At 43.6% G+C, this 17,737-nt stretch carries 15 protein-coding genes; 14 read left to right on the top strand and 1 reads right to left on the bottom strand.

What is annotated here, in order from left to right; translation table 11 throughout:
- Positions 1-27: 27 nt before the first annotated feature.
- Together ABIC84_RS21760 and ABIC84_RS21755 are read left to right on the top strand one after the other, a co-directional pair.
- Entirely contained in the window at positions 28-1,962 is a 1,935-nt protein-coding gene (locus ABIC84_RS21760; protein WP_429264926.1) for an amino acid permease, read from the top strand.
- A gap of 5 nt (positions 1,963-1,967) precedes the next feature.
- Positions 1,968-2,381 (top strand): DUF5655 domain-containing protein, encoded by a 414-nt coding sequence (locus ABIC84_RS21755; protein WP_429264925.1) that lies wholly within the window; start codon positions 1,968-1,970, stop codon positions 2,379-2,381.
- 186 nt (positions 2,382-2,567) lie between these two features.
- Here the strand turns inward: ABIC84_RS21755 and ABIC84_RS21750 are convergent, their stop codons facing one another.
- Positions 2,568-4,517, bottom strand: a complete 1,950-nt coding sequence (locus tag ABIC84_RS21750) for a KUP/HAK/KT family potassium transporter (protein ID WP_354486551.1) — start codon at positions 4,515-4,517, stop codon at positions 2,568-2,570.
- A gap of 257 nt (positions 4,518-4,774) precedes the next feature.
- Between ABIC84_RS21750 and ABIC84_RS21745 the strand changes: the two genes are divergently transcribed.
- The 12 genes from ABIC84_RS21745 (at position 4,775) to ABIC84_RS21690 (ending at position 17,733) form a co-directional block, all read left to right on the top strand.
- Positions 4,775-5,230, top strand: a complete 456-nt coding sequence (locus tag ABIC84_RS21745; RefSeq protein ID WP_426581414.1) for a T9SS type A sorting domain-containing protein — start codon at positions 4,775-4,777, stop codon at positions 5,228-5,230.
- Between the two features lie 246 nt (positions 5,231-5,476).
- A complete protein-coding gene (locus tag ABIC84_RS21740; protein ID WP_176622539.1) occupies positions 5,477-6,088 on the top strand; it encodes a fumarylacetoacetate hydrolase family protein in 612 nt (203 codons plus the stop codon).
- Between the two features lie 2 nt (positions 6,089-6,090).
- A complete protein-coding gene (locus tag ABIC84_RS21735) occupies positions 6,091-7,812 on the top strand; it encodes a M23 family metallopeptidase (RefSeq protein WP_429264924.1) in 1,722 nt (573 codons plus the stop codon).
- A 15-nt stretch (positions 7,813-7,827) separates the two neighbouring features.
- The gene (bcp, locus tag ABIC84_RS21730; protein ID WP_091221880.1) at positions 7,828-8,289 is read left to right on the top strand and encodes a thioredoxin-dependent thiol peroxidase; all 462 of its coding nucleotides are present in this window, start codon (positions 7,828-7,830) and stop codon (positions 8,287-8,289) included.
- Between the two features lie 52 nt (positions 8,290-8,341).
- Positions 8,342-9,187 (top strand): transketolase, encoded by an 846-nt coding sequence (locus ABIC84_RS21725; RefSeq protein ID WP_090531971.1) that lies wholly within the window; start codon positions 8,342-8,344, stop codon positions 9,185-9,187.
- A gap of 93 nt (positions 9,188-9,280) precedes the next feature.
- The gene (locus ABIC84_RS21720) at positions 9,281-10,246 is read left to right on the top strand and encodes a transketolase family protein (RefSeq protein WP_090531969.1); all 966 of its coding nucleotides are present in this window, start codon (positions 9,281-9,283) and stop codon (positions 10,244-10,246) included.
- Between the two features lie 31 nt (positions 10,247-10,277).
- Positions 10,278-10,832, top strand: a complete 555-nt coding sequence (locus ABIC84_RS21715; RefSeq protein ID WP_090531966.1) for an RNA polymerase sigma factor — start codon at positions 10,278-10,280, stop codon at positions 10,830-10,832.
- A 51-nt stretch (positions 10,833-10,883) separates the two neighbouring features.
- Positions 10,884-11,936: a hypothetical protein gene (locus ABIC84_RS21710; RefSeq protein WP_429264923.1), complete on the top strand. Its 1,053-nt coding sequence runs from the start codon at positions 10,884-10,886 to the stop codon at positions 11,934-11,936.
- Positions 11,937-11,953: 17 nt separating this feature from the next.
- Positions 11,954-12,460 carry a hypothetical protein gene (locus tag ABIC84_RS21705; RefSeq protein ID WP_091172619.1) on the top strand — a complete coding sequence of 169 codons (507 nt, stop codon included), beginning with the start codon at positions 11,954-11,956 and terminating at the stop codon, positions 12,458-12,460.
- A gap of 348 nt (positions 12,461-12,808) precedes the next feature.
- Positions 12,809-14,002 (top strand): aspartate aminotransferase family protein, encoded by a 1,194-nt coding sequence (locus ABIC84_RS21700; RefSeq protein WP_426581406.1) that lies wholly within the window; start codon positions 12,809-12,811, stop codon positions 14,000-14,002.
- A gap of 449 nt (positions 14,003-14,451) precedes the next feature.
- On the top strand, positions 14,452-16,728 hold the full coding sequence (locus tag ABIC84_RS21695; RefSeq protein ID WP_426581404.1) for a glycosyltransferase: 2,277 nt from the start codon (positions 14,452-14,454) through the stop codon (positions 16,726-16,728).
- Complete coding sequence (locus ABIC84_RS21690; protein ID WP_426581402.1) at positions 16,729-17,733, top strand: glycosyltransferase family 4 protein; 1,005 nt, start codon at positions 16,729-16,731, stop codon at positions 17,731-17,733.
- Positions 17,734-17,737: the final 4 nt, after the last annotated feature.

The following is a 17,737-nucleotide window of genomic DNA, read 5'->3' as shown; positions in this document are numbered from 1 at the left end:
TTGGTTAGCACTTATTAATTAAACTACATGTCGAAAAGTATCTTTCGTAAAAAGTCGGTAGCAAAAATTTTAAATGATGTTGAATGTGGTTTTAGTGATAGTGAGCATCCCGGTACAACGTCATCCCAACTCAAAAAAGAACTTAACGTAAAAGACCTCACCCTCATGGGGATAGCCGCCGTTGTGGGGGCAGGTATATTTTCGACAATTGGCGAAGCCTCTTTCCACGGCGGCCCTGCGGTTTCCATCCTGTTTATTTTAACCGCTGTTACCTGCGGCTTTTCGGCTCTTTGTTATGCCGAGTTTGCCTCGCGCATCCCGGTTGCGGGCAGTGCGTATACCTACGCTTATGCCTCTTTTGGTGAATTGATAGCATGGATCATTGGCTGGGACCTGTTAATGGAATATGCCATTGGCAACATCGCAGTAGCCATTTCCTGGAGCGAATACTTTGTAAACCTGCTGGAAGGCTTTCATATCCATATGCCCAAGTTTCTGACTATGGACTATGTTTCGGCCCTGCGCGGGCATGAGCAGGTTCAGGCAGTAGGTGCAAACCTGGTTGATATCAGTGATAAAGTAAAAGCAGAAGCACTGGCCTGGAGTGAGGCTCCGGGTATTGGTAATTTTAAACTCATAGCCAATTTACCGGCCCTTTTAATTGTTATCATCATCACCTACCTGGTTTATGTGGGCATCCGCGAAACAAAAAAGGCCACCAATGCTATGGTGGTTTTAAAGATAGTGATTGTTATAGCGGTTATAGTGGTAGGCTTTTTTTATGTAACACCTGCCAACTGGCACCCATTTATGCCTAACGGTTTCAGTGGTGTTATGAAAGGCGTATCAGGGGTGTTTTTTGCTTATATCGGCTTTGACGCTATCTCAACCACAGCCGAAGAATGTGAAAGGCCCCAGCGCGACCTGCCCCGTGGCATGATCTATTCGCTGGTGATTTGTACAGTATTGTATATCCTGATAGCCCTGGTGCTTACGGGAATGGTGAGCTATAAAGACCTGCAGGTTGGCGACCCACTGGCATTTGTTTTTGCAAAGGTGGGCTTGAATAAGATTAGCTATGTGATCTCCATTAGTGCAGTTGTTGCTACAGCCAGTGTATTGCTGATATTCCAGTTAGGCCAGCCCAGGATCTGGATGAGCATGAGCCGCGATGGTTTATTGCCTAAAGCATTTTCACGTATCCATCCAAAATATCAAACACCTGCTTTTGCCACTGTAGTAACCGGTTTTGTGGTGGCTATACCGGCCCTGTTCATGAACCTTACCGAGGTGACCGATTTGACTAGTATAGGCACCCTGTTTGCATTTGTACTGGTTTGCGGCGGTGTGCTGCTGCTACCGCGTGAAGAGGCCGTTAAAGGCAAATTCCATTTACCGTATGTGAATGGTAAATTTATTATACCAATTATCACACTGGTGATTTTGGGTTCGGTTGCATGGTTTAAACCGGCCGCGCAGGTTGAAATGATGCAGTTTAAGAAGCTAAAAGACCGTAGCGATATCATTGATAACATGGATAACAATGACAAGCTGAGCCTGCTTAAAACTACCAATCAGCTTTATAACGCTAATGTGACTGCCCAGCCGGACTCGGCTAAAAAATATTTTAAGGATATAGAGGAGGATAAATTCAATACCGCGCTAAGGCAAACGAAGGATATCAGCGATGCTAAGAAATATTATTTAGGTTTTGACGGCTTCCTGTATAATTTCCCTAACTATCTTTTCTTTATCCTGATCATTATTATAGCGGTTTACAGCTTTATTAAAAACTTCTCGCTCATCCCCGTTTTGGGGCTAATGAGCTGCTTTTACCTCATGACCGAGCTTGGCTATACCAACTGGCTCAGGTTTTTGATATGGCTGGTGATAGGTCTGGTAATTTATGCCACTTACAGCTATAAAAACAGCGTGTTGGGCAAGGAAGCTAAAACAGCATAAATATCATGTGGACCTGCCCTTTATGCGAACGTGAATTTACCGCTGTCAACCAGGTGCATTCATGCCGCGACAGGGAACTATCGGAAGCGCTAAGCGGCAAAACGCCCCATACTATAGCGCTGTTTGATCATTTGATTGATGAGTACCTGCAAATTGCCGAAATTAAAGTTTATCCTACCAAAAGCATGATAGCATTGGGAGCAAGGGTAAACTTTGCTTACGTAACCCAATTAGGTAAAAACTTTATTGATGTGGTATTTCCCTTTAAACAGGTTTATGACGATAACCTGTGCTTCAGTAAAATAAAACAAGTGCCCGGCACCGATCAGTATAATCACTACTTCAGGATGTATTTTAAGGAAGATATTACTGACGAGGTGCGAAAGTATATGCGTATAGCCTGGGAGAAAAGTATGTGACTATATAACTACCGCAGGTTTTCAGCCTGTGGGCGGCATAATGTAAGCTTTCAGCTTACACACTTGAGCTGAAAGCTCAAACTATAGTATACCACGGGCTGAAAGCCCGCGGCAGATTGAGCGGCAGAATGCAAAAAGAAAAGCCTCCCGTTTCCGGAAGGCTTTCAATATTAAAAAGGATTGCAATTAATTAACCCGGTGGATTTCAATGGCCTCAGGTATGGCAAGTACCAGCGGTACTTTCTCTACTGTTACAAAACTCAGGTCGAGTCCAAAACCGCGCTCTTCGGATAAGCTCACTTTTTTAAGCTGCTTGTAGTAATCCATTATAAATCTTTCGATGAAAGACAGGTTGTGTGAGCGTGAGAAGATCTTTTCGATCACCACAAAACGGAAATCGCCCACAATTTTATGCCTGTTCAGTGACTTGTAGGTACTGGTAATATCAACCTCGCCTTTTTTAACCAGGTCTTCCACCACTTTCCTGAATAGCAGGTTTATTTGCTGTTCAACGCGGAAACCGAGCTTAAAGTCAATCCGGATGAGTTTGTTTGGCACTAAATGGTCAACTTCGTATTCGCGTTTGTAAGGCTCGTCCACTACGTCAACGTGTACCAGCCAGTAGACATCGGCACGTTTAGGCTGCTTTTGAAGTATGGAATAAACAATTTTTGATTCAATTTCTGAATTGAAGTTGGCACTGGTTAAGTACACCAATTGAGAGGCGTATTTAGGTACGGTTTCATCAGAGCTTAATTCTTTAATGATATCAAAATAGTCTTCAATTTCAACAAACTTAACATAGCGGTTCCTGATTTTGCGGGCGGTATGCCAGGTCCACATTACGGTAAACAGCACAAACCCTATCGACAGTGTAAACCAACCGCCATCTAAAAACTTATGCAGGTTACCGGTGAGGAAGGTTCCTTCAATAAGCAGGTAAACCGCCAAAAACGTATTGATGATATAGTTGGGTACTTTTTTGCGTTTCAGGAATTTGGATACCAGTATGGTGGTCATAAGCATGGCTACGGTAATACTTAAGCCGTAAGCAGCCTCCATTTTATCCGAGTGTTTGAATATCAGCACCACACCTAAACAACCGGCCCAAAGCAGCCAGTTAACGCTGGGTACATATAGCTGTCCTTTTTGCTCGGATGGGTAGTTGATCCTAACTTTTGGCCAAAGATTAAGTCTTACAGCCTCGGCAATGAGCGTAAACGAACCTGATATCAGCGCCTGGCTGGCAATGATAGCCGCCACAGTAGCTATACCGATACCATAGATCAGGAACCATGTTGGCATGATTTGATAGAAAGGGTTTTGAGCGTTAAGGTCCATAACGTGACCGTTACGTTGTAGCAACCAAACTGCCTGACCTAAATAGTTTAGGATAAGACAAATTTTTACATACACCCAGCTTACGCGGATATTGGCTTTACCGCAGTGGCCAAGGTCGGAATATAAAGCTTCGGCGCCAGTGGTACACAGAAACACGGCCCCCAATATAATGAAGGCACCATCGCTTGAACTCGACGTAAGCAATTTAATGGCATAGTATGGGTTTAACGAGCGGATAACCCATGGATCATGCACAATATAGGTAACACCTAAAAAACCCATCATCGTAAACCAGACGAACATGATAGGCCCGAATGCCTTACCTACCAGTGATGTGCCGAATTGCTGTATGATAAATAAAGCGGTAATAATGGCCATTACCACATATACAGTAGGCAAGTTAGGGTAATAGGTTTGCAAACCTTCAATAGCCGATGATATGGTAATTGGCGGGGTAATAATGCCATCGGCCAAAAGGGCGCAGCCCCCTACAACCGCCGGTATAATAAGCCATTTTGCTTTACGCCGTACTAATGAAAACAGCGAGAAAATACCGCCCTCACCCTTGTTATCGGCCCTTAGGGTTATCACCACATACTTTAAAGTGGTTTGTAGGGTCAATGTCCAAAAAATGAGCGAAACACCACCAAGAATTAATGTTTCTGAAATTTGACGCTGGCCAACTATAGCCTTGAATACGTATAATGGGGAGGTACCAATATCACCGTAAATTATTCCTAAACTGATTAGAAAGCCCGCGGCCGACAGTTTATGCAGATCTTTATGATTTGACACTTTTATGATTTAGAGATGGCAAAAATATTAATTTTTTTGGTTAAACCATTACAATGATTAAACGTATAAGGAAATTATGTGTCTATTATACAATAAGGCTGTGCATTTTGTTAAAATTTGTTAAAAAGTTTTACAAAAACATTAATATTTAATGGGATGAGGGCATTATTTATACTTTTGTAGAATCATACTAAATAATGAGGCGAAATTTTACATATTCTTATGTTCATACCTACACATGGGTCATGATAATTGCGATGGCAATTTTCGTGAACTTCGCCTTTGTTGCCGATGGGCAATCGCTAAAGACTGATACCGTGTACCTTAGGGGTAAAACCAAAGCCGCCAAAACGTCTTATTTAAAGAATGGTTTGCACCTTTCGCTTCCCCCTTTGAAGCCCGCTGTTACTTCAAGTGTAAAACTGAATGTATCCCGACCGGATGATAAACTACTAACTGATGTGCAATTATACCCTAACCCGGTAACTGACCAGATCAACCTTAAATATTCCATATCGCGCAACACCAACGTAACCATTAAAATAATGGATGTGCTGGGCAACGATATTTCTACCCTGTTTTCGCAAAGGGTTGAATCCGGCGATCATAATTTGAATTATCCCATCAGCAATAAACTGGTCCGCGGCTTTTATTTTGTGCGCGTTGTAGCCGGTACTGAATCTGTTATCAAAAGGATTTCGGTTATTAATTAACAAATAGCTAAAGATTATATCATTGCGAGCGCAGCGCGGCAATCTCGTCGTCAATGCATATCCGATCTGTATAGCTACGAGATTTCTTCGTCGCCCCAAGCGCACTTTACCTATGCCGCTCCTCGCAATGACATGATTTTTAATGTAGAAGTAATAGCGCAAAAAACGTCAAATTGTTAATACACCTCCAAAACCTTCCCCCAAACCCATCAATTTTTTTAGCTTTGGCGATTATAGCGTTCATTTATGAAAATCATTGCCATTGGCCGCAACTACGCCGAACACGCCAAAGAACTCAATAACCCGGTACCTACCACGCCGGTTATCTTCATGAAGCCCGATACGGCCTTATTAAAAGAGAACAAGCCTTTTTACCATCCCGATTTTTCGGAAGATGTTCACCATGAAATTGAATTGGTTTTGAAGATCAGCAAAGAGGGCAAGCACATCAGCGAAAAATTTGCCGCTAATTACTACGAAGAAATTGGCTTAGGTATTGACTTTACCGCCCGTGATGTTCAGGCACGCCATAAAGAAAAAGGCCTTCCCTGGGAACTGGCTAAAGCCTTTGATGGCTCGGCGCCCATCAGCACTTTTGTGCCTAAAACAAAGTTTGAATCTGTTTATGATATCAACTTTAAGCTGGATATTAACGGCGAAACCCGCCAGCAGGGCAACACCCGCGATCTGCTTTTCTCGTTTGAGAGCATCATCGCCTTTGTTTCAAAATACATCACCCTAAAAAAGGGCGACCTAATATTTACCGGCACCCCTCCGGGTGTATCAAAAGTAAAAATCGGCGACAGGCTTGAGGGATACCTTGAAAATGAGAAAATGCTCGATTTTTACGTTAAATAAGCATGATTAAAAAACTATTGGTTACAGGTGCGATGTGTTTAGCGCTTTATTCAAACACGTTTGCACAGAGTGATATTATACAAAGCAGGCAATACCCGCAAAACTATTTCAGGTATCCGCTTGATCTTACGCCGCCCACTACAGCCGGTTCATTTGGTGAATTGAGGCCCGCGCATTTCCACTCGGGGCTCGATTTTAAAACCAACCAGCGTACCGGCTACCCTGTACATGCTGCTGCCGAAGGTTACATATCAAGGGTACGTGTACAGTTTGGTGGGTTTGGGAGGGCTATTTACATCACCCATCCCAATGGGTATACTACGGTTTATGGTCACCTGCAAAGTTTTAGTCCGGCGGTTATTGACCTGGTAAAGAAATACCAGTACGAGCACCAAACCTACGAAGCCGATTTTAAACTTACACCAACACAAGTGCCGGTAAAAAAGGATGAAGTGGTAGCCATTTCAGGGAATGCCGGTGCATCGGCGGGGCCGCATGTGCACTTTGAGATCAGGGACAGCAAAACAGAGGAAACTATCAATGCGCAGCTGTTTGGTTTAACTATTCCGGATAAAGTGCCGCCTACAATTACCTCCATCGGCATTTATCATCTTAACGGAAAACCTTTCAGCGAAAAAACACCCAGGGAGTTTTTAGGCGTTACGGGCTCAGCAGGTAATTATCATCTCCTTAAACCACAAACGCTGGAACTAAGCGGTAACATCGGATTCGGGATTAATACCAGCGATATGAACAGCACGTCGCTTAATCATAACGGTGTTTATTCAATAGAGCTAAAACTGGATGGCAAAACCGTATATACCTTTGCTGTTGAACGTTTCGCGTTCGATCAAACCCATGCTATTAATGCCTATATAGATTACCCTGTATTTGAATCATCCCGCAGGTGGATGCAGAAATGTTTCATTTTGCCCGGCAGCCGGATTTCATTGTATCCGCAATCGGTAAATAACGGCATCGTTACATTTGATGATAACGCGACGCATGATGTGGAGTATGTTGTAAAGGATGTGGCTGGCAATATAGCAACGCTTAACCTGAAGGTTAAATCATCTCAGTTTACAAACCCACAGCCTGTAAAACCTACCGGTACTATGTTTTACTATGACAAGCGGAGCGAGTTTAGCAACGACAAAGTGAAAGTGGTCATTATGCCAGGTAACCTTTATGATGACCTTGATTTCCAATATTCAGCATCAGCCAAACCCGTGGGGGCTTATTCGGCTATGCACCATATTCATAACAGGCTAACACCCATTCATGATAGCTATGAGATCTGGATTAAGCCCGATGCTGACCTGGGTAAGTACACTGATAAGGCGGTTATTGTAAGTTCTTGGGGCGGCTGTCAGGGCGGTTACTTTAAAGATGGCTATGTGATATCGCAGGTGAGTGCCTTTGGCGACTATTATATCAAGGTAGATACGGTAGCCCCGGTTATTCGCCCGCTCAATATCAAAAACGGGAGCAATATGAAGGCCGCCCGCAATATTAATTTCAGAATGAGCGATAATTTATCAGGAATTAAGAACTATACAGGCACAATTGATGGTAAATGGGTGCTAATGGAGCATGATTATAAAACTAAAATATTAAGTTACACCTTTAATAGCGATATTGCACCCGGTAAACACGTGTTTAAGTTGACTTTAGTTGATAACAAGAATAATTTTTCGGAATTTTCCGCCGATTTTTCCAGATAAGTACCTAAATAAGCCATGACAACATTAAAAGAAGGCGATAAAGCTCCTGCTTTTACCGCTAAAGATCAAAACGGCAAAGAAGTATCCCTTGCCGATTATAAAGGCAAAAATGTGATCCTTTACTTTTATCCTAAAGATGATACCCCCGGCTGTACTGCCGAATCATGCGATTTCAGGGATAACTATCAATCGCTTTTAAGCAAAGGTTTTGAGGTGATAGGTGTAAGTACCGACGATGAAAAATCGCACAAAAAATTTGAAACCAAATACAGCCTGCCATTTACCCTGATAGCCGATAATGAACTTAAAATTGTTGAAGCTTACGGCGTATGGGTTGAAAAAAACATGTACGGCAAAAAATATATGGGTACAGCCCGTACCACATTTATAATTGATGCAGAAGGGGTTATTACGCATGTGATCAGTAAGGTTGATACTAAGGCCTCGTCACAACAGGTGCTCGATCTTGTAAAATAAGTGTTAAAAACACAATCAAAATAGCTACTTTAGCAGTTCCTAAATTCCATTAATGAAAGCAGACTTACAAACATTAGAAAAGACCGCGTCACAAATCAGGCGCGACATTGTACGCATGGTACATGGCTGTCAATCAGGCCACCCGGGCGGCTCATTGGGCTGTACCGATTTCTTTACCGCATTGTATTTTTCGGTAATGAACCACGATCCTAAATTTAATATGGATGCAGTTGGCGAAGATATTTTCTTCCTGTCAAACGGCCATATTTCCCCCGTGTTTTACAGCACATTGGCACATGCCGGTTATTTTGATAAAGCCGAACTTGCAACTTTCCGTAAACTGAACGCGCGTTTACAAGGTCACCCAACCACACATGAGCACCTTCCGGGTATCCGTATTGCTTCGGGTTCATTGGGCCAGGGTTTATCAGTAGCTATCGGCGCTGCATTGGCAAAAAAATTAAATGGTGATAAATCATTGGTGTTTACCCTACATGGCGATGGCGAGATCCAGGAAGGCCAGATTTGGGAAGCTGCTATGTTTGCCCCGCACAATCATGTTGATAACCTGATCTCAACTATCGATGTTAACGGTCAGCAAATTGATGGTCCAACCAAACAGGTACTTTCATTAGGCGATCTTCGCGCTAAATGGGAAGCTTTTGGCTGGGATGTATTGGATATGAAAGGTAACGATATGGCCGATGTGGTTAGAGTGCTTGAAGAAGCAAAAAGCCGCACAGGTCAGGGTAAACCGATCATGATCCTGATGCATACCGAAATGGGGTACGGTGTTGACTTTATGGTGGGCAGCCACAAATGGCACGGTGTTGCGCCAAATGATGAGCAGCTTAAACTGGCGTTAGATCAGTTAGAGGAAACACTGGGCGATTATTAGCCCCCCGGCCCCCTGAAGGGGGAGAGTCAAAACATCAGTTTAATTATCACGATTTAATTCCAATCCTTCCCGATTGCGGAGGGAGTTTGAACAATGAAAAAATACACTTACACAGATAAAAAAGATACCCGCTCGGGCTTTGGCGCCGGGTTGCTGGAAGCAGGCCAGAAAAATGACCAGGTTGTTGCACTTTGCGCCGACCTTATCGGTTCGTTAAAAATGAACGATTTTATTAAAGCATTCCCTGAGCGTTTTGTACAGGTAGGTATTGCTGAAGCTAACATGATCGGTATTGCTGCCGGCATGACCATCGGTGGTAAAATCCCTTTTACAGGTACTTTCGCCAACTTTTCAACAGGCAGGGTTTATGATCAGATCCGCCAGTCGGTAGCTTATTCAAACAAAAACGTTAAAATTTGCGCTTCACATGCCGGTTTAACTTTGGGTGAAGACGGTGCTACCCACCAGATTTTGGAAGATATCGGCCTGATGAAAATGTTACCAGGCATGACTGTTATCAACACTTGCGATTACAACCAAACCAAAGCCGCTACTGTTGCTATTGCTGAATATGACGGCCCGGTTTACTTACGTTTCGGCCGCCCTGTTGTTCCGATCTTTACCGATCCCGATCAAAAATTTGAAATTGGTAAAGCATGGATGGTGAACGAAGGCGCTGATGTAAGTATCTTTGCTACAGGTCACCTGGTATGGCAGGCTATCCTTGCAGGCGAAATTTTAGCTGAACAGGGTATCGATGCCGAGATCATCAACATCCACACCATTAAACCGTTGGATGAAGAGGCTATTTTGAAATCGGTTGCCAAAACAGGCTGTGTAGTTACTGCCGAAGAGCATAACCGTTTGGGTGGCTTAGGCGATAGCGTTGCCCAGGTGCTTGCAGTGCACAATCCATCACCACAGGAGTACGTAGCTGTAAATGACAGCTTTGGCGAAAGCGGTACACCTGAACAGCTGATGACCAAATACGGCCTGGATGCAGATCATATTGTGGCGGCGGTGAAAAAGGTGATAGAAAGAAAAAACAAAAAAGGTTAATTAAACCTTTAACATTAATAAAATTCTTAAAATGTCGGTACAGGTTGAAGATTCAGAGATATTAAGCAAGTTTCAGGACGAAAAAACCCGGAATGAGGCATTTAACCTGTTGTTGAAAAAATACCAGCAAAAAATATACTGGCACATCAGGCGCATGGTTGTTGATCATGACGATGCTGATGATCTGGTTCAGGATGTTTTTGTAAAGGTTTGGAAAAACCTGGCCGGTTTCAGAAACGACGCACAACTGTACACCTGGATGTACAGGATAGCATCCAACGAATGCATTACTTTTTTGAATAAGAAAAAACAAAAAAATAATGTTTCGTTGGATGATGTTGCTTATGAGCTGGCCGATACGCTGGCCGACTCAACCTACTTTAACGGCGATGCGGCGCAGCGGAAGCTGCAGGAGGCACTGCTTACCCTGCCCGAAAAACAACGGCTTGTTTTCAATATGAAATATTATGAAGACATGAAGTATGAAGAAATGTCGCAGGTTTTGGGTACCAGTGTGGGGGCTTTAAAGGCTTCGTTTCACTTGGCGGTCAAGAAGATAGAAGCTCATTTGCTTGGCAGGGATTAATTTTTTAATTTACGTTAAACCTTTTAGCACTATACCAATCTATAGTTGTGTATGAAAAGCGATATGGACAATAGGGAATGGCTGGATGATTTCATCGCGCTGAAACAGGTTAGCAAAACTAACCCGTTCACAGTGCCTGAAGGCTATTTCCATGAGTTAGCGCAGCACATTACAACACGTATAAGGCTTGAGGGATTAAAAAATTATCCATCTGCAGGGTATACCATACCCGAAAACTACTTTGACGAGCTAAGCAGCAACATCCGGAGCCGTATAAATATTGAGCGTGCTTTAAGCGCCGGTGATTCGGGATTTACCGTTCCCGAAAATTATTTTGATGAGCTGAGCAGCAATATTCAAAGCCGGATTGTGGTTGATGAAGCCATGAATGCGGGAGAGGGCTTCACGGTGCCCGAAAACTATTTTGACGAGTTAAGCAGCAATATCCAAGGCCGTATAGCGGTGGAGGAGGCCATGAACCTGGCTGATGAAGGCTTCTCTGTACCCGAAAATTACTTTGATGAACTGAGCAGCAACATCCAAAGCCGTATAGCGGTTGAAGAAGCCATGGGCAATGAAGAAGGGTTTACTGTTCCTGAAAATTATTTTGAGGAGCTAAGTGCCAATATTCAAAGCCGCATAGCAGTTGAGGAAGCAGTGAATGCCGGGCACGAAGGTTTTATTGTACCGATAGATTACTTTGATCAGCTTAACCAGCATATCCTGGATAAAACAGTTAATGCAGACGTTGAAGAGGAGCAGGAGTTTGATAATGTTGTAAGCATTAACAAAACTAAAACTAAACCTGTACAGAAAAAAGGAATGGTGAGAAGGCTTTGGTTGTCGCCAACCATCAGGTATGCTACAGCGGCCTGCTTTGCTTTAATATTAGGCGTGGGTGTTATTTTCAGGGGAGATATCCAGGCGCCGGATCATAACCATTCTTACTTGCATGAGCAGGTATCATCGGTACCGGTTGATGAAATAAAAAGCTATCTTCAGTTACACATGGACGCGAGCGATACCCGTACACTTATAGATGCAAACCAAAAAAGCAACACAAGTAATGCAGACGAAGATCTGTCGGATTATATAGATAATTAAACAGAGGAAAAAATTTAATGAGTAAATTGATCAGGCATATTTGTATTGTGTTATTTGTTATGGCAATAGGCTATGAAGCTGTGGGACAGGTTAACCGCTTTGTTCCGGCTCAAACACCCTCAAGGCCCCAACTTAATCCGGTACGCCCTAATGGCAACAAAAAGGGCGCTATGGGTAAAAGACTTGAGGCTGCCCGTAACAGGTATATCAGCCGCCAGCTTGATCTTACTGATGAAGAGGCTAACAAATTTTGGCCGCTTTATAATCAGTACCAGCAGGAGCTTACTGCTGTACGCATTCTGAAGCGTTTAAATAACTCCACTTCATCAACCAACGGCACCGAGCAAATAGATAAGGAAATCTATTACGAAAGCCAGCTGGTTGGGATCCGTAAACGCTACCGCGATTCCTTTGCCAAGATCCTTCCGCCCGAAAAGGTGAGTGTCCTGTACAAAAGCGAACAGGAATTTAACGATGAGCTCATCAAACAACTCAGCGAACGCAGCGAGAGAGCGGGGAATTAGGAAGAGAGATCAGAGGTTGGAGTTTAGAGATTAGTTCTCTCGCTGTCTTAAAAGTCTAAAGTATGTCAAATAACATTTGCAGATGGATTTTCGTCCATCTGTTTTAGTTTATCTTTGTCGGTAAATCTAAGTAGGTCATCATTGCGGACCTAAGACTTACGAAGTTTTTAAAACTTCGTAAGTCTGGGTTCTACTACTCGTCATTGCGAGGTACGAAGCAATCCCCTATAAGCAGAGCCGCTCTGTATAGTTCGCGATTGCTTCGTATCTCGCAATGACGTCTTCTCTTAAAACCTGCATTGGATAATTGACTTAAAACTTTGTACTTAAGACTTAGAACTTAACAACATGCCTACTCTTCGCCAGCTTTTTTTAGCCAATAACGCGCAAACCACTAATTTTCCTTTATTGCTTGAATTTGAGCGTGCCGAAGGTATTTATATGTACAATGCGGAGGGCAAACCCTATATCGATCTGATCTCAGGCATCGGTGTAAGTAGCTTAGGCCACAGCAACCCCTATGTTATTGAGGCTATTAAACAGCAGGTTGATAAATACATGCACCTGATGGTTTACGGCGAATATGTACAAACCCCGCAGGTGCGCTTTGCCGAAAAGCTTGTTTCGGTATTACCGGCGACCCTTCAGTCAGTATATTTTACCAACTCGGGTGCTGAGGCCGTGGAGGGGGCATTAAAGCTTGCCAAGCGTTTTACGGGCAGGCAGCAGGTTGTGGCTTGTCTTAACTCATATCATGGCAGCACACATGGCGCATTGAGTGTTATGGGCAATGAGGAGTTTAAACAGGCTTATCGTCCTTTATTACCGGGCGTAAATTTCATCCGTTTTAATAACCCGGAAGATCTTGTGCTGATAACTGAAGAAACCGCCTGCGTGATTATCGAAACCATCCAGGGTGAGGCCGGCATCCGTGTGCCGGATCTTGCATATATGCAGGCTTTACGTGCCCGTTGTACCGAAACCGGTACGCTGTTGATCCTGGATGAGATCCAGGCGGCGTTTGGACGAACAGGAAAGCTTTTCGCGTTTGAGCATTTTGATATCGTACCAGATATCCTGTTACTGGCAAAAGCTTTAGGCGGCGGGATGCCGATAGGGGCGTTCATTTCATCAAACCAGATCATGGACGCGTTAAAGGAAAACCCGATCCTTGGTCATATCACTACCTTTGGCGGGCACCCTGTATGCTGCGCGGCAGGTTTAGCGGCACTGGAGTTTCTGCTGGATAACAACCTGGTATCCGGCGTAGCCGAAAAGGAAGCTTTGTTTCGGGATTTGCTTGTACACCCGGCTATACAACAGGTACGCGGCAAAGGCCTCATGATGGCTATCGAACTGGAAAACTTCGAGCTCAATAAAAACATAATTGACCGTTGTATCGAAAACGGTGTAATAACCGACTGGTTTTTACATTGCAGCAACTCCATGCGTTTGGCGCCTCCTTTGATCATTACCCACGACGAGATCAGGAAAGCTTGTGATGTAATTATAGAAGCGATTGATTTCTACACTAATAAATAAAATATAACATTCCTCCTCGTGAAATGAGGAGGAATCTTCTGCGGACAGTTAAGAAACCATGCAAATCCAGCCTCGATTGTGTATATGATTTCTCTTTCGCGTTAACGCGAAATCTCATTACTGCTCTATACTAAATGAAAAGAAGTTTTCTTCAGCCCATTTGCGAATCAAAGAAAGCCGACAAGCACAACGATGTTTGGCTAAGTCAATTCTGTGCTATTCTTCCTTGTAAATTGCCTGTTACAACCCCTTCATAATTCATAAGGATTATAGTTTGAGTTAAATTGGTATGGTTTGTGTATTTATAGCAATGCCTATAAAAACAATGCTTTCAGTGTCCTAAAGGCAATAAATAAGGTCACTGATGCATCTTTTTAAGGTCACCCTGCTTTTACAATTAATTAAATGTTGTAAAACGAACTATCAAAGCATCTATACACAATCTACATATGAAAATAGCATATATATCAACCTACCCCCCCCGCGAATGCGGTCTTGCAACATTTAATAATAATTTGATGCGTGCCATCAGTTCAAATTTCCCTGAAAGGCACATCTTAGCACAAAATGGCTTTGTTGTGGCACTTAATGATTCGGAAAACCTGCAGGAATATGAATATCCGGAGGAAGTTAAATATATCATTCGTCAAAATCACCAGAAAGATTATATCCGTGCGGCCAATTATATCAACACCAGTAATGCCGATGTATGTATTATGGAGCATGAGTTTGGCATTTACGGCGGCGAAAGCGGCATTTATATTTTACCGCTGATCAATCGTCTCGAAAAGCCATTGATCTCTATTTTGCATACAGTATTGAAAGACCCGAGCTATGTGCAGCGCATCATTATTCGCGAAATTGCCGAGCAATCATCAAAGGTTGTGGTGATGAGCAAACGTGCTGTAGATTTCCTGACCAATATTTATGAGATCCCTGCCGATAAGATCCAGATTATAGAGCATGGCGTACCTGATGTAGAAGCCCCTGCCGAAAACCCGGTTAAAAGCTTATCGTCTTTTAAAAACAAAAGGGTGATGTTAACCTTTGGTTTGCTGAGCCGTAACAAAGGTTTGGAAACCGTGATAAAAGCATTGCCTAAAATAGTAGCGAAGCATCCTGATGTGATGTACGTTGTATTGGGTAATACACATCCCGGAGTTATCAAAAGTTCGGGCGAGGAATATCGTGATCATTTGAAATCGCTTGCGGCACAGTTAGGGGTTTCGAAGAACCTGGCGTTTATTGCCAAATTTGTGTCCGAAGAGGAATTGGTAAACTACTTAACTGCCTGCGAGATTTACGTAACACCATATTTAAACGAAGCCCAGATCACCAGCGGTACGCTATCATACGCGGTTGGTGCGGGTGCGGCTGTGGTTTCAACTCCATACTGGCATGCTACAGAATTGCTGGCCGATAAACGCGGCAGGTTATTTGACTTTAAAAATTCGGAAGCACTGGCCGATATTGTCATCGAATTACTTGACCAGGACCGTGTGCTGAACGAGCTGAAGAAAAATGCGTACCAATATGGTTTACATTTACGCTGGCCGGTTATAGGCGCCGAATTTATTAAAGTGGCCCGGGAATCACTGGTACGTTTTGATTTCAGCGATAAAATTCTGCGTAACAGCATCGTTGACCCGGAGATCCTGCCGAAATTCAGCTTAACCCACGTATTGAGGTTAACCGATGATACCGGGATTGTACAACATGCCAAGTACGGGATCCCGAATTTAAAAGAAGGGTATTGTTTGGATGATAACGCCCGTGCGCTTATTATGGCACTAATGGCTTATCAGCGTAACGGAAGCAAGGAAGCATTTGAACTGCTACCCATTTACCTCAGCTATATCCACTATATGCAAACTGATGATGGTAATTTCCGCAACTTCCTGAGTTTTGACAGACGCTACCTGGACGAGGTTGGCTCGGAAGATTCATTTGGGCGTACCATTTGGGCCCTTGGTCATTTAATTGGCTGTGCGGCCAGCAATTCATACCGTGAATTCGCCCTGGAGATCTTCCATAAATCGGTGCCGCATTTTTCAGCGCTGAAACATTTAAGGGGTGTGGCCAATACTATAATTGGTATCAGTCTTTACCTGCAGGTTTACCCTACAGACGAGGGTATGGTTAAAATATTGGCCAACCTTACCCAGCCATTAATTGATGCCTATAACAACACCCAGGCTGATGATTGGCAATGGTTTGAGGAAAAGATGACTTACGATAACGCCATCCTTCCGCTGGCCCTATTGCACTCATGCGAGATTACCGGTAATGAGGAAGCCAGGAAAATAGCTTTGGCAACTATGGCTTTCCTTGATCAGCTTACATTATCAAACGGGTATTTAAGTCCTGTAGGTAATGATGGCTGGTATTACCGTGGCGGCACATTCCCTACATTTGATCAGCAGGCTATTGAAACAATGGCTATGGTGCTGATGCATTTCCAGGCATACCAGATATTCAGGATACCGCAATACATTGAAAAAATGTTCCTGAGCTATAAGTGGTTCCTGGGCGAAAATACTTTGCGGGCACCGCTGTATGACCATGAAACCAAAGGCTGCTGCGATGGTTTGCTGCCTGGCGGCATTAACCGTAACCAGGGAGCTGAAAGTACACTGGCTTATCTGATATCGCACCTTACGGTGTTGAAAGCCTTTGAGCTGGAATACGAATACAATAAATACGGCCAAAAAATGCAGATCTGTTAAATGAAGGTAGCTGTATTAGCCCCTGTTGCCTGGCGCACGCCGCCCAGGCACTACGGGCCCTGGGAGCAAATAGCATCAAATATAGCCGAAGGGATCATCAAAATGGGAGCGGAGGTAACACTCTTCGCTACGGGCGATTCGATAACCGCAGGTAAACTTGATGCCATTTGCGATACAGGTTACGAGGAAGACAGAACACAGGATGCCAAGGTGCTGGAATGCCTGCATATCAGTAACCTGATGGAAAAGGCCGGTCAGTTCGACATTATTCATAATAACTTTGACTTTTTGCCGCTTACCTATTCGGGTCTGATTAAAACGCCGTTACTCACTACCATTCACGGGTTTTCATCATCAAAGATCATCCCGGTTTATAAAAAATATAATAGCCGGGGGCATTATGTTTCTATCAGCAATGCCGACCGTAGTCCTGAGCTTGATTATTTAGCCACGGTATATAATGGCCTCGATACCCGTGATTTTCAGTTTTATGAACAGCCGGATGATTACCTGTTGTACTTCGGTCGTATCCATCCCGATAAAGGAACTGCCGAAGCTATCGATATCGCCAAAAAAAGTAAACGGAAATTACTGATAGCCGGTATAGTTCAGGATACCAACTACTTTAAGGAAAAGATAGAGCCATTGCTTTGTGCCAATGTGGAGTATATAGGCCATGCCGGGCCTGATAAGCGCCGGGAGCTTTTAGGCAGAGCTTATGCACTGTTGCATCCCATCAGCTTTGATGAGCCTTTTGGCCTGAGTGTGGCTGAAGCAATGCTATGCGGTACGCCGGTCATAGCTTTTAACCGGGGCTCGATGCCAGAATTAATCAAAAACGCACAGACCGGCTTTTTGGTTAATAAGGTTGATGAAGCCGCCGAAGCAGTTGGCTGGCTCCGTCAGATTAGCAGGGCTGATTGTTATGACTGGGCAAATTCGCAGTTTTCGAGCGATAAAATGGTGAATGATTATTGGGAGTTGTATAATAGGGTATTGGATTAAAAGC

Origin of the sequence: Mucilaginibacter sp. 3215, assembly GCF_050433785.1 — a bacterium.
GTDB lineage: Bacteria > Bacteroidota > Bacteroidia > Sphingobacteriales > Sphingobacteriaceae > Mucilaginibacter.
This window is presented reverse-complemented; position numbering and strand designations above follow the sequence as displayed.